Annotated in this window: 12 protein-coding genes; 2 read left to right on the plus strand and 10 right to left on the minus strand. The window is 68.3% G+C overall.

Annotation, left to right across the window (positions count from 1 at the left end; all coding sequences use genetic code 11):
- The first annotated feature begins 61 nt into the window (after positions 1-61).
- Positions 62-1,504, plus strand: a complete 1,443-nt coding sequence (locus AC1DMS_RS08000; RefSeq protein ID WP_018903700.1) for an amidase — start codon at positions 62-64, stop codon at positions 1,502-1,504.
- Positions 1,505-1,620: 116 nt separating this feature from the next.
- Here AC1DMS_RS08000 and AC1DMS_RS08005 read toward each other — a convergent pair whose 3' ends face one another.
- Both AC1DMS_RS08005 and AC1DMS_RS08010 read right to left on the minus strand, forming a co-directional pair.
- Positions 1,621-2,559, minus strand: coding sequence for a 2-hydroxyacid dehydrogenase (locus tag AC1DMS_RS08005; RefSeq protein ID WP_018903701.1), 939 nt, complete (start codon positions 2,557-2,559; stop codon positions 1,621-1,623).
- A 39-nt stretch (positions 2,560-2,598) separates the two neighbouring features.
- Complete coding sequence (locus AC1DMS_RS08010; RefSeq protein WP_018903702.1) at positions 2,599-4,476, minus strand: ABCB family ABC transporter ATP-binding protein/permease; 1,878 nt, start codon at positions 4,474-4,476, stop codon at positions 2,599-2,601.
- Positions 4,477-4,517: 41 nt separating this feature from the next.
- On the opposite strand from AC1DMS_RS08010, the gene AC1DMS_RS08015 reads away from it, so the two are divergent.
- Positions 4,518-4,943 carry an acyl-CoA thioesterase gene (locus AC1DMS_RS08015; protein WP_012745975.1) on the plus strand — a complete coding sequence of 142 codons (426 nt, stop codon included), beginning with the start codon at positions 4,518-4,520 and terminating at the stop codon, positions 4,941-4,943.
- 6 nt (positions 4,944-4,949) lie between these two features.
- Here AC1DMS_RS08015 and AC1DMS_RS08020 read toward each other — a convergent pair whose 3' ends face one another.
- The 8 genes from AC1DMS_RS08020 to AC1DMS_RS08055 form a co-directional block, all read right to left on the minus strand.
- Complete coding sequence (locus tag AC1DMS_RS08020) at positions 4,950-6,056, minus strand: ABC transporter substrate-binding protein (RefSeq protein ID WP_018903704.1); 1,107 nt, start codon at positions 6,054-6,056, stop codon at positions 4,950-4,952.
- Between the two features lie 195 nt (positions 6,057-6,251).
- The gene (locus AC1DMS_RS08025) at positions 6,252-7,016 is read right to left on the minus strand and encodes an enoyl-CoA hydratase (RefSeq protein WP_012745973.1); all 765 of its coding nucleotides are present in this window, start codon (positions 7,014-7,016) and stop codon (positions 6,252-6,254) included.
- A 60-nt stretch (positions 7,017-7,076) separates the two neighbouring features.
- Complete coding sequence (locus AC1DMS_RS08030) at positions 7,077-7,670, minus strand: 2-hydroxychromene-2-carboxylate isomerase (protein WP_018903705.1); 594 nt, start codon at positions 7,668-7,670, stop codon at positions 7,077-7,079.
- A gap of 137 nt (positions 7,671-7,807) precedes the next feature.
- Positions 7,808-8,554 carry an SDR family oxidoreductase gene (locus AC1DMS_RS08035; RefSeq protein ID WP_174545055.1) on the minus strand — a complete coding sequence of 249 codons (747 nt, stop codon included), beginning with the start codon at positions 8,552-8,554 and terminating at the stop codon, positions 7,808-7,810.
- 91 nt (positions 8,555-8,645) lie between these two features.
- Positions 8,646-9,479, minus strand: coding sequence for an acyl-CoA thioesterase (locus AC1DMS_RS08040; protein ID WP_012745969.1), 834 nt, complete (start codon positions 9,477-9,479; stop codon positions 8,646-8,648).
- Positions 9,480-9,510: 31 nt separating this feature from the next.
- Positions 9,511-10,407 (minus strand): alpha/beta hydrolase family protein, encoded by an 897-nt coding sequence (locus AC1DMS_RS08045; protein WP_018903707.1) that lies wholly within the window; start codon positions 10,405-10,407, stop codon positions 9,511-9,513.
- 167 nt (positions 10,408-10,574) lie between these two features.
- Positions 10,575-11,777, minus strand: coding sequence for an acetyl-CoA C-acyltransferase (locus tag AC1DMS_RS08050; protein WP_018903708.1), 1,203 nt, complete (start codon positions 11,775-11,777; stop codon positions 10,575-10,577).
- Complete coding sequence (locus AC1DMS_RS08055) at positions 11,774-12,193, minus strand: endonuclease domain-containing protein (RefSeq protein ID WP_012745966.1); 420 nt, start codon at positions 12,191-12,193, stop codon at positions 11,774-11,776. The genes AC1DMS_RS08050 and AC1DMS_RS08055 overlap by 4 nt, the downstream gene beginning before the upstream one ends.
- Positions 12,194-12,228 lie beyond the last annotated feature (35 nt).

Raw genomic sequence — 12,228 nt, forward strand, 5'->3', positions numbered from 1 at the left:
ACGCGGCGATTATGCGAGCGCCGCGCCATACTGGGCTCCCCCTCCTTTTCCCGCATTCGCCATGCCTCCAGCCGATCTGCTCGACCTCTGCGCCACCGAACTCTCGCGCCGCATCGCGGCCCGCAGCGTGTCCTGCCATGAGCTGATGCAGGCCTCGCTGGCCCGCATCGAGGCGCTCAACCCGCGCTTCAACGCGATCGTCTCGCTGCGCGAACCCGGTGTGCTGCTGGCCGAAGCCCGCGAGCGCGATGCCGAACTGGCGCGCGGCGAGCGGCGCGGCTGGATGCATGGCTTTCCCTTGGCGGTGAAGGACCTGAGCCACGCGGCGGGGCTGCCGACCTCCATGGGCTCGCCGCTGCCACCGCGCTCGCCGGCGCGCATCGACAGCCTGCACGTCGCGCGCATGCGCGCAGCCGGCGCCATCGTGATCGGCAAGACCAACACGCCCGAATTCGGCCTGGGCTCGCACACCTACAACACGGTGTTCGGCATCACGCGCAACGCCTATGCGCCGGAGCGCAGCGCCGGCGGCAGCAGCGGCGGCGCGGCCGTGGCGCTGGCCCTGGGCATGCTGCCGGTGGCCGACGGCAGCGACATGATGGGCTCGCTGCGCAACCCGGCCGCCTTCAACAACGTGATCGGCATGCGGCCCTCGCGCGGACGCGTGCCCGGCGACCCCGAGCAGGAACTCTTCTTCCAGCAGCTGGGCACCGAAGGCCCGATGGGCCGCACGGTGGAAGACACCGCGCGGCTGCTCGCGGTGCAGGCGGGCTTCGACGGGCGCGTGCCGCTGTCGTCGCCGCAGGCGCTGCCCTCGGCCGATGCCATCGCGCTCGACGGCGACGGAAAAGGCCTGCGTATCGGCTGGCTCGGCAGCCTCTGGCCCGAACTGCCGCTCGCGCCCGGCATCCGCGAACTCGGGGAGCAGGCGCTCGGCACCTTCCGCGCCATCGGCTGCGAGGTCGAGCCCTGCACGCTCGACGTGCCGCGCGAGCACAACTGGAGCGCCTGGCTGCGGCTGCGCCAGCTGCTGGTGGGCGGCAAGCTCGGCGCGTATCTCAGCGACCCCCAGCTGTTCGCGCAGCTCAAGCCGGAAGCGCAGTGGGAAATCGAGCAGAGCCGGCACCTCGATGCGGCCTCGCTCTACCAGGCTTCGCTCTACCGCTCGAACGTGTACCGCGCGTTCTTCAGGCTGTTCGAGCGCTTCGATTTCGTGCTGGCGCCGACGGCGCAGGTGTTCCCCTTCGAGGCCGAGCTGCACTGGCCCGCCGAAGTGGCCGGCGTGCCGAGCGACACCTACCACCGCTGGATGGAGATCGTGACGCCGTTCACGCTGGCGGGCTTGCCCACGCTCAATGTGCGCGCAGGTTTCGGCGAAGGCGGCCTGCCGATGGGCCTGCAGCTGGCCGGGCCGATCCATGCGGACCTGGACGTGCTGCGGCTCGGGCATGCCTATGACCAGGCCTGCGGCTGGGGCGCTCATCGCCCCCCGGTATTGGCTTGACTTTTCTCCCTCCGCTCCCGGGGGAGGGCAGGGGTGGGGGCAAGCGGCGCATCCATCGAGCGCCCTGCCCGCCCCCATCCCAGCCTTCCCCCGGCGGGGGAAGGAGCAAGAAGACTTCAGACCGGCGTCAACACGCCGCGCCCCGCGAAGTGCCCTTCGGCATTCGCAAGAAAATGGTCGACCGACTTCTGCGTGGCCTCGGGCGACCAGCCCGCCATGTGCGGCGTCAGCAGCACGTTGTCCAGGCCGACGAGCGGTTCGGGCCGCTTCGGCTCGCTTTCGTACACATCGAGGCCGGCCCCGGCAATGCGGTGCTCGCGCAGCGCCGCCGCCAGCGCCTCGGTATCGACCACGCTGCCGCGCCCGATGCTGACCAGGTAGCCCTGCGGCCCGAGCGCATCGAGCACCTCGGCATTCACGAGATGGCGCGTGGCCGGCCCGCCCGGCGCGGCCAGCACCAGGAAATCGGCCCAGGCCGCGAGCGACTTCAGGTCGCCGAAGTAGCGGTGCACCGCACCTTCGCGCGGCTTGCGGTTGTGATAGCCGATCTCCATGTCGAAGGCGGCCGCGCGCTTCGCGATCTTCTGGCCGATGGTGCCGAGCCCCAGGATGCCGAGCTTCTTGCCCGACACGTTCGGCGGCTGCGGAATGGCTTCGCGCCACACGCCTTCGCGGCACAGCCGGTCGAGCTTGCGGAACTCGCGCACGATGCCGATCAAGAGGCCGAAGGCATGGTCGGCCACGCAGTCGTCGTTGGTGCCGGCGCCATTGGCGGTGGCAATGCCGCGCGCACGCGTCACTTCGAGCGGCACGCCTTCGTAGCCCGCGCCCAGGCAGCAGATCAGCTCGAGCGCCGGCATGGCCGCAATTTCTTCGGGCGTGATGCCGATCACGCCGATGGTCAGCACCGCGCGGAATTTCTTGCCGTGCTCGGCAATCGCGGCGGCGCGCGCGGCGGGGTCGAAGGCATAGGTCATGTCATAGACCTCGGCAATCTGGGCCTGGTGGGCGCTCGAAAGGCTGTTGAGCACCAGCAGGGGAATCTTGGTCGACACGTCTGAACTCCTGGATCGATGTAAAAAAGAATGATCGGGCTACATCAGCGGCGTGGCTTCGCTCTTTTGCAAAGCCCACATCTGCGCATAACGGCCCTGCTTCGCAAGCAGCTCGGCATGCGTGCCGCGTTCGACGATCACGCCCGCCTCGAGCACCAAGATCTCGTGCGCATCGACCACCGTCGAGAGGCGGTGCGCGATCACCAGCGTGGTCTTGTCCTGCGCGGCGCTCCTGAGCTCCGACTGGATGGCGCGCTCGTTGGCCGAATCGAGCGCCGAGGTGGCCTCGTCGAAGATCACGATCGGCGGGTTCTTCAGCAGCGTGCGCGCAATGGCCACGCGCTGCTTTTCCCCGCCCGACAGCTTGAGGCCGCGCTCGCCCACGGTGGTTTCATAGCCCCTGGGCGTGGCGGCGATGAAGTCGTGGATGCGCGCGGCGCGGGCCGCGCCTTCCACCTCTTCGCGCGTGGCGCCGGGGCGGCCGTAGGCGATGTTGTATTCGACCGTGTCGTTGAACAGCACCGTGTCCTGCGGCACGATGCCGATCGCGCGGCGCACGCTGGACTGCTGCACTTCGCGGATGTCCTGCCCGCCGATGGTGATGCGGCCCTGCTGCACGTCGTAGAAGCGGTAGAGCAGCCGCGCGAGCGTCGACTTGCCCGAGCCCGAAGGGCCGACCACGGCCACGGTCTTGCCGGCCGGGATCTCGAAGCTCACGTGCTTGAGGATCGGCCGGTCGGGCTCGTAGGCGAAGCTCACGTCCTCGAAGCGGATGGTGGAGTCGACGCCGCCGCCCTCACCCCTGCCCTCTCCCCGAGGGAGAGGGAGCAAAGACAGCGGCTGCGCGCCCGGCGCGTCGCGCACTTCGCGCTCCTTTTCCATCAGCACGAACATCTTGTCCAGGTCGGTCAGGCTCTGCTTGATCTCGCGGTAGATCACGCCCAGGAAGTTGAGCGGAATGTAGAGCTGGATCATGAAGGCGTTGACCATCACGAGGTCGCCCAGCGTCATGCGCCCTTCGACCACGCCCGAGGTGGCGCGCCAGAGCATCAGCACCAGGCTGGTCGCGATGATCAGCTGCTGGCCGGTGTTGAGCATGCTCAGCGTGCGCTGGCTCTTGATGGCGGCCTTGCGGTAGCGGTCCAGGCTGGCGTCGTAGCGCCTGGCCTCGAACTCCTCGTTGTTGAAGTACTTGACGGTTTCGTAGTTCAGGAGCGAATCGACCGCGCGGCTCTGGGCCATGGAGTCGAGCTCGTTCATGGTCTTGCGGAACTGGGTGCGCCACTCGGTCACGGTGACCGTGAAGGTGATGTAGAGCACCAGCGCCGCGCCCGTGATCCAGACGAACAGCGAATCGAACTTCACGCCCAGGATGGTGAGCACCAGCGCCAGCTCGATGATGGTGGGCACGATGCTGTAGAGCGACATCGAGATGAGCGAATGCACGCCGCGCGTGCCGCGCTCGATGTCGCGCGTCATGCCGCCGGTCTGGCGCTCCAGGTGGAAGCGCAGGCTCAGCGAATGCAGGTGGCCGAACACCTCCAGCGCGATCTGCCGCGCCGTGCCCTCGGTGGCCTTGGCGAAGATCAGCTCGCGCAGCTCGCCGAAGAGCGCGGTCGAAAAGCGCAGCAGCCCGTAGGCCAGCAGGAGCCCGATGGGCACGATCAGCAGCGCCTGCGCCATGTCCGGCCTGGGCGTCATCGTGTCGATCAGGTTCTTGAGCAGCACCGGCACGCCCACGTTGGCCACCTTGGCGCCCACCATGAAGCCGAGCGCGGCGATCACCCGCCACTTGTACTGCCAGAGATAGGGGAAAAGGCGGCGCAGCGTCGCCCAGTCGGAGCGGTCGCTGCGCGCCGGCGCATGGCCGGTGGCGCTGTGGGGGGGAGGAGGTAGGGCTTCGCCGCTGCGGCGCATGAGGGACAATCGTGGTTGCTTAGTTTGTCCAGATTGTGCCCATGTCCGATATTTCCAGCACCGCCGCCGCCGCGACCCTCAAGAGCCTGCCCACCGACATGGAGCTGGTGCTCAAGGTCATTCCGATGCCCGCGGACTGCAACGCCAACGGCGACATCTTCGGCGGCTGGGTCATGGCGCAGTGCGACCTGGCCGGCTCGGTCATTCCGGCGCGCTACGCCAAGGGCCGCCAGGCCACGGTGGCGGTCAACGAATTCATCTTCAAGCAGCCGGTGCGGCTGGGCGACATCCTCTCGTTCTATTCGAAGCTGGTGCGCATCGGCCGCACCTCGGTCACGGTCACGGTCGAGGTCTTTGCCGAGCGCTTCCGCGCCCAGGGCGAATACATCAAGGTGACGCAGGCCACCTTCACCTACGTGGCCATCGACGACAACGGCCGGCCGCGGCCGATCGAGCAGCAACCCTGAGTGCGCTCACAGCGCCGGCTCGCGCACCCGTTCGAAGCGTTCGAACTCGCGGTTGATCCAGCGCCCGTCGAGCCGCTCGGTGCGGCGGATGTAGACGGCCTGCACGATGTCGCGCGTGTGGGCGTCGATCTCGATCGGGCCGCGCGGGCTCTCGAGCCGCAGGCCCCGGAAGGCGTCCACCAGCTGCTCTGCGCCTGCGCTGCCGCGCATGGCCGGCGCGCTCATCGCGGCGTCGGCCGCCGCGAGCGCATCGTGCGCCGCCACCGCGAAATAGCCGGGCCGCAGGTGGCTGCCGTACTCGGTCTCGAAGGCGGCCGTGAAGCGGCGGTTGGCCGCCGACTCGTGGGCAAACGAATAGTGGTGGCTGGTCACGAGGCCCTCGGCCAGCTCGCCGATGCCTTCGAGGTAGTGGTCGTCGGTGGCGTCGCCGGTCGCGAGCAGGCGGATGCCGGTGTCGGCCATGCCGCGGTCGCGCCAGAACTTGAGGAAGGTGGCGGGCATCTGGCCCGAAGGCAGGAAGAAGAACACCGCCTGCGGCCTGAGCTCGCGCAGCCGCAGCATGTAGGCCGAATAGTCCAGGGTGTTGAGCGGCACGCGCAGCATCGCGCCGATGCGGCCGCCGCCGGCGGTGACGGCCGAGACGAAGGCGCTTTCGGCATCGACGCCCGAGGCATAGTCGGCCACCACGGTGCAGACATCGCGCAGCCCCTGCTGGATCGCCCAGCGCGCCAGCGGCATCGTGACCTGCGCGATGGTGAAGGACACGCGCACCGCGAACGGGCAGCGCGCCGTGATGCCCGAGGAAGCCGCATTCATCACCAGCAGCGGCACCTTGGCCTGCGTGGCCACGGCGCCGACGGCGTAGGCGTTGGAGCTGAAGTCCAGCCCCGCGAGCAGGTCGACACGCTCGCTCTCCACCAGGTCCTGCGCATGGCGGCGCGCCTGCTCGGGCACGCTGCCGGGCACGTCGCGGCGCAGCAGTTCGACCGGGCGCCCCGCGATGCGCTGGTTGTGGGCCGCGAGCCAGACCGACATGCCGGCATCGAACTGGCGTCCGCCCGCGGCATAAGGGCCCGACCAGGAACCGATGACGCCGATGCGCAGCGGCCGCACGCGGGCCAGGGCCAGCGAAGGCGCGGCCAGGGTCCCCGCGAGCAGGCCTAAAGTACGCCTGCGCGTGGTGCCGATTGCTACTTTTTCAGTAGCATCATTCGCACGCTGGGTGGGCGTTGCCGACGATCGTGTCTCGAAAATTTGCACGGCAGCAGTGTACGCATGCGCCGTGGGCCGGCAAGCGTGGAAACGCGCTCAGACTTTGGAGAAATCGGGCTTGCGCTTCTCCATGAAGGCGCCGAAAGCCTCGCGCGCGGCGGGTTCGCGCAGCATGCGGCCGAAGCTCGCGCCTTCTTCGTCCATGCGTTCGAGCACGGCCGGCATCTGCGCCTTCTTCAACAGCCGCTTGGTCTCGACCAGCGCGCTCAGCGGCTTGGCCGCGAGCTTGCGGGCCTGCACCTGCGCGATGGCATTGGCTTCGGTCGGCGGCACGATGCGGTTGACCAGGCCCACTTCGAGCGCGGCCTCGGCCATGAAGGGCTCGCCCAGCAGCAGCGCCTCGGCTGCGCGGTGGTAGCCCAGCATCTGCGGCACCAGCAGGCTCGACGCCGCCTCGGGGCACAGGCCCAGGTTCACGAAGGGCATCGAGAACGCCGCGTTGTCGCCCGCGTAGACCAGGTCGCAGTGGAACAGCATCGTGGTGCCGATGCCCACGGCCGGGCCGCAGACCGCCGCCACGATGGGCTTGGGAAAGGCCGCGATGCCGCGCAAAAAGCGGAACACCGGCGAATCCTTGCCGGCCGGCGGCGCGTTGAGGAAGTCGCCGATGTCGTTGCCCGCGCTGAAGATGGTGGGGTCGCCCTGGATCAGCACGCAGCGCACTGCCGCATCGCCCTCGGCCGCGGCCAGTGCGTCGGCGAGTTCGCCGTACATGCTGCCGGTGATGGAGTTCTTCTTGTCGACGCGGTTGAAGGTGAGGGTCATCACACCGGCTTCGGTGTGGACGAGGATGTCGCTCATGGGAATGGTCCTTGGATAAAACGGTTTGTCTGTTTGTTTGCCTGGAGGGTGGCGCAGCGGTCAGGCGTCGAGGGCTTCCCGCACGAAATCGAGGCGGTCCTGGCCCCAGAACATCTGGTCGCCGACGAACATGGTGGGCGCGCCGAACACGCCGCGCGCCACCGCTTCCTGCGTGACGGCCTTCAGGCGGTCCTTCACTTCCTGCGTGCCGGCCAGCGCGAGCAAGGCGGTGGCGTCGAAGCCCGCATTCTGAAGCACGGCGCCGACGGTGGCGGGGTCGTTCATGTTCTTCGGCTCGACCCACATCGCGTGGAAGACGGCACCGACATATGCGCCAAAGCGTGCCGGCTCCCTCATCTGGAGGCCTGTCGCGCCGCGCATCAGCAGCAGCGTGTTGATGGGAAAGTGCGGGTTGTGCACGAAGGGCACGCCGTAGCGTTTGGCAAAGCGCTGCAGGTCGATGGTCATGTACGGCGCCTTGGGCACGACCTCGGCCGGCGACCGGTTGCCGGTGGCCTGGAACACGCCGCCCAGCAGCATGGGCTTCCACACCAGCTCGGCGCCGGTGTCGGCGCAGACGTGCGGCAGCTGCGTGGCGGCGAGGTAGGCGGCGGGGCTGCCGAAGTCGAAATAGAACTCGACTGTTTTTGTCATCGGTGTCTCCTTATGAGGTGCTCTTGTTCAGGGCGTGTGCACAGATCACCGGGTACTCCCCTCCGCAAGGTACCCCGTCGGCGGGAGCGCGCCCTGAACGACATCCAACTCGATGAATCGAAGCGCCCGAAATCATCTCAGAACTTCTCCGACCAAGGCCGCAGATCGAGCTCGTGCGTCCAGGCGTCGCGCGGCTGCGAGTGCAGCATCCAGTAGCTGTCGGCGATGTGCTCGGGGTTCAGGATGCCGTCGCTCTGCTTCAGCGCATAGCGCTCGGGGAAGTTGCTGCGGATGAACTCGGTGTCGATAGCGCCGTCGACCACCACGTGCGCGACGTGAATGCCTTCTGGCCCGAGTTCGCGCGCCATCGACTGGGCCAGCGCGCGCAGCGCCATCTTCGCGCCCGAGAACGCGCCGAAGTTGGCCGCGCCGCGCAGCGACGCCGTGGCGCCCGTGAAGATGATCGTGCCGCGGTGCCCGCTCTTCGGCATCTCGCGCGCCACCATGCGCCTGGCCACCTCGCGCCCGTTCAGAAAGCCCGAGAAGCAGGCCATCTCCCACACCTTGAAATACTTGCGCGCCGTCTCGGCCAGGATGCTCTCGGGCACGTTGGCGCCGATGTTGAACACCATCACCTCGATCGGCCCGATCGTCGATTCGATCTGCTCGACGAGCGCCACCACTTCCTCTTCCTTGCGCGCATCGCACGCAAAGGCATGGGCGCGGCCGCCCGCGGCCTCGATCTGCGCGACCAGCGGCTGCAGCTTGTCGAGGCTGCGGCGCGTGACGCAGGCGGCATAGCCCTCGCGCGCAAAACGGCGGGCAATGGCGCCGCCGGTGGCGTCGCCGGCGCCGACGATGAGTGCGGCCTTGGTGAGTGCCATGGTCACGAGCGCCGCGCCGGGCCGCCCCAAGCAAGCGAGCGCCCCCTCGGGGGGCAGAGAGGACACGAAGTGCCGAACGTGGGGGTCATATTCATTCCTTGTAGTAGACGATCTGGTTCGAGGTGGCGAGCAGCACGCCCTGCTCGCTCCACAGATGCGCCTTCTGGTCGAAGAAGCCGTTGAAGAACTGCTGCCCCACCGCGCGGCCCAGGAGGTAGCCCGTGCCGACCTCGGCCAGCTGCGCCGGGCCGGCATGGAAATACGTGGTGATCGACACCGTGCCGGCCGGCACATGCCTGGCGCGGCGCAGCCAGACGCGCGGATAGAACACGTCGCTCATCGCGGCCAGCGAGGCAAAGTCCAGCGGCCGCGCCTGCGCGTCGCGCAGCCAGAGCCGGCTTTCGCTGTGATGCAGGCTCTCGTCCCACTTCGAAGGAATGCTGCCGCTGAACAGGCGCATCTCGTACTGGTCGAGCCAGGCCACGCCGGACGGGCCGACGCTCAGGCGCTCGACCGTCTCGGGCCTGGGCGCCTCGGGCATCGGCAGGTCGCTCTGGCCCCAGGTCTCGCGGCGCGCGGCCGTCACCACGGTGGCGGTGGTGGTCATGTTCGGCGCACCGCTGGCACCAGGCTGCGTGATCTGCACCGTCCAGTGCTGGGTCGAGCGGTTGGTGCGCACCGCGGTGGCCTGCACGTCGAATGCGCCGGCTTCCAGCGCGGCCGCAAAGTTGACGGTCAGCGCGATCGGCGTGCCCAGCACATCCGGATGCTGCATCACCGACTGCAGCGCAATGGCCGCGGTGGCGCCGCCGAAGGGGCCGACCATGTTCCAGTAGTCCGGGCTCGTGGCGCCGGTGAAGTGGCCCACGCGGATGTCGCTGTGCTGCAGGGCCAGGGCCTTGTCGAAGGGGTGTTGCATGCTCATGATGATTGCAGTGTGCCTCCGGTGGATGGCGTCACGCAGTCGTGTGCGGGACGCCGGCTTGCTGCACTGCGGTAAGCGCGGCCAGCCGGTGCAGCTTGTCGACCGTGCTCGGCCACAGGCTCTGGCTGAACTGTTCGCGGAAGAAGCCGAAGTGCCCGATGCGCCGTGCCTGCACGTCGGCCGGTGCAATGCGCTCCATGGCGCGCGGCGCGCCGGCATAGAAGCTCAACAGGCTTTCGGTGCCGGCGAGCGTCATGAGCTCGTCGTCGGTGATGGACAGCGCGAGCACCGGAAAGCGCACGCGCCCGTAGCTCTGCAGCGCCAGATCGCCCTCGGCGCCCACGCTGTAGCGCGGGTGCAGGCACCAGCGCCGCCACTGCAGGATCACGCCGCGCGGCAGGTCGCCCACTTTCTTCAGCCGGCGGCCCGGAAAGTAGCCGCACAGCCGCGTGGCCAACGGCACGAGCACGAACCAGAAGTAGAGGATGCCGCGCTTGAGCTTCGGCGCGTTCTCACGCCAGTAGCCGCTGCCGGCCGCAATGCTGACGAGGCCGTCGACCTGCCCGGGCCGCTGAAGGAAGCCCGGCAGCTGTGCGCCGAGGCTGTGGCCGAGAAGATAGAGCGGCTGTTCGGGCAGCGCGGCCTTGGCGGCGTCGATCACCGCTTCATAGTCGCGCGCCCAGTCGAACAGGTCGGCCTCGAAGCCACGCAGCGAGGCGCCGTTGCGCGAATCGCCCGAGCCGCGGTAGTCGAAGGTCCACACGCGCAGGCCCTGCTGCGCGAGCCACTGCGCGAAGGGTTCGTAGAACGACTGGCGCACGCCCATCGCGCCGCCGATCACGATGCTGGCGCGCGCTGCGCCGGCGGGCTCGTAGCGGCGAACCGCCAGTTGCACGCCGTTGTCGACCGGGATCTGCTGCGTCTGCATGAAGTTGTCTCCTGCGTTTTCTTGAATCATCGACTGCAACCTTGCCGGCGTAGCGAGCGGGATGAGATGCAAGGCGCGGGTGGCGGGAAACCGGAGCGACCTTCAGGGTCGTGAGGATTTCCCGACGGGCCCCGCAACGCCGCAGATCGCCCGCGCAGTAGCCGCCGCTAGACGCGTTCGAAGATGCCCGCGGCGCCCTGCCCCATCCCCACGCACATCGTGACCATGCCGTACTTCAGGTTCTCGCGCCGCAGCGCATGCACCACCGTGGCCGCGCGGATCGCCCCCGTCGCGCCGAGCGGATGGCCGAGCGCAATGGCGCCGCCCATCGGGTTGACCTTGCTCGGGTCGAGCCCCAGCGTGTTGATCACCGCGAGCGACTGCGCGGCGAAGGCTTCGTTGAGCTCGAACCAGTCGATGTCCTCGCGCTTGAGGCCCGCATAGCGCAGCGCAGCCGGAATGGCCTCGATCGGGCCGATGCCCATGATGTGCGGCGGCACGCCCTTGCTTGCAAAGCTCACGAAGCGCGCGAGCGGCGTGAGGCCGTACTGCTTCACGGCCTTCTCGCTCGCGAGGATCAGCGCGCCCGCGCCGTCGGAAGTCTGCGAGCTGTTGCCGGCCGTGACGGTACCGCGCGCGGCGAACACGGTGCGCAGCTTGGCCAGGCCTTCGAGGCTGGTGTCGGGCCGCGCGCCTTCGTCGAGGTTCACGGTGCGGGTCTTCGCGATCGATTCGCCGGTGGCGAGGTCCGGCGTGCGGTCGGTCACCTCGATCGGCGTGATTTCGTCGGCGAACTTGCCGGCCTTCTGCGCGGCCAGCGCCTTCTGGTGCGAGGCGAGCGCGAATTCGTCCTGCGCCTCGCGGCTCACCTTCCACTGCTGCGCGACCTTCTCGGCCGTGAGGCCCATGCCGTAGGCAATGCCGACATCGCCTTCGCGCTCGAAGATGGAAGGCGACAGCGACGGCGAGTTGCCCATCATCGGCACCATGCTCATGCTCTCGACGCCCGCCGCGATCATCACGTCGGCCTCGCCCACGCGGATGCGGTCCGCCGCCATCTGCACGGCCGACAGGCCCGATGCGCAGAAGCGGTTCACGGTGATGCCGCCGATGCTGGTCGGCAGGCCCGCAAGCACCGCGCCGATGCGCGCGACATTCAGCCCCTGCTGCGATTCGGGAATCGCGCAGCCGCAGATGATGTCCTCGATGGCCTTGGGGTCCAGGCCAGGCACTGCGGCAAGCGCTGCCTTGAGCGTGGTCGCGAGCAGGCCGTCGGGCCGGTAGTTGCGGAAGTAGCCGCGGTGCGACTTGCCGATGGGGGTGCGAGTGGCGGAGACGATGTAGGCGTCTTGGACTTGTTTGCTGCTCATGAAGAAGCTCCTGGATTTTCTTGCTCCTTCCCCCGCCGGGGGAAGGTTGGGATGGGGGCCGGCGGCGTCAATTCGGCAAGCCGGTTGGCAATCGCCTGGCGAACCCCATCAAGATTGGTGAACGGATCGTTCGATGCAAAGCGCAGCACATCGAAACCCTGCGCGCGGAAGAATGCGTCGCGCCGCGCGTCATAGCCTTGCTGCAGCTGATGCTGCGATCCGTCGAGTTCGACGATCAGCTTGGGCGCAAGGCACGCGAAATCAGCGATGTAATTGCCCAGCGGATGCTGGCGCCGAAATTTCACGCCCAGCTGCTCAGCGCGCAGTCCACCCCAGAGCTTTCGCTCCGAATCGGTCATCTCGCGGCGAAGCACCTGCGCGTTTGCGCGAGCGTTGGGCGTGGACTGATTTCGCATCGTGCTTGGTTGGAGGTGGCCCCCATCCCTGCCTT

The sequence above is a fragment of the Variovorax sp. 05T418 genome (genome assembly GCF_056396385.1).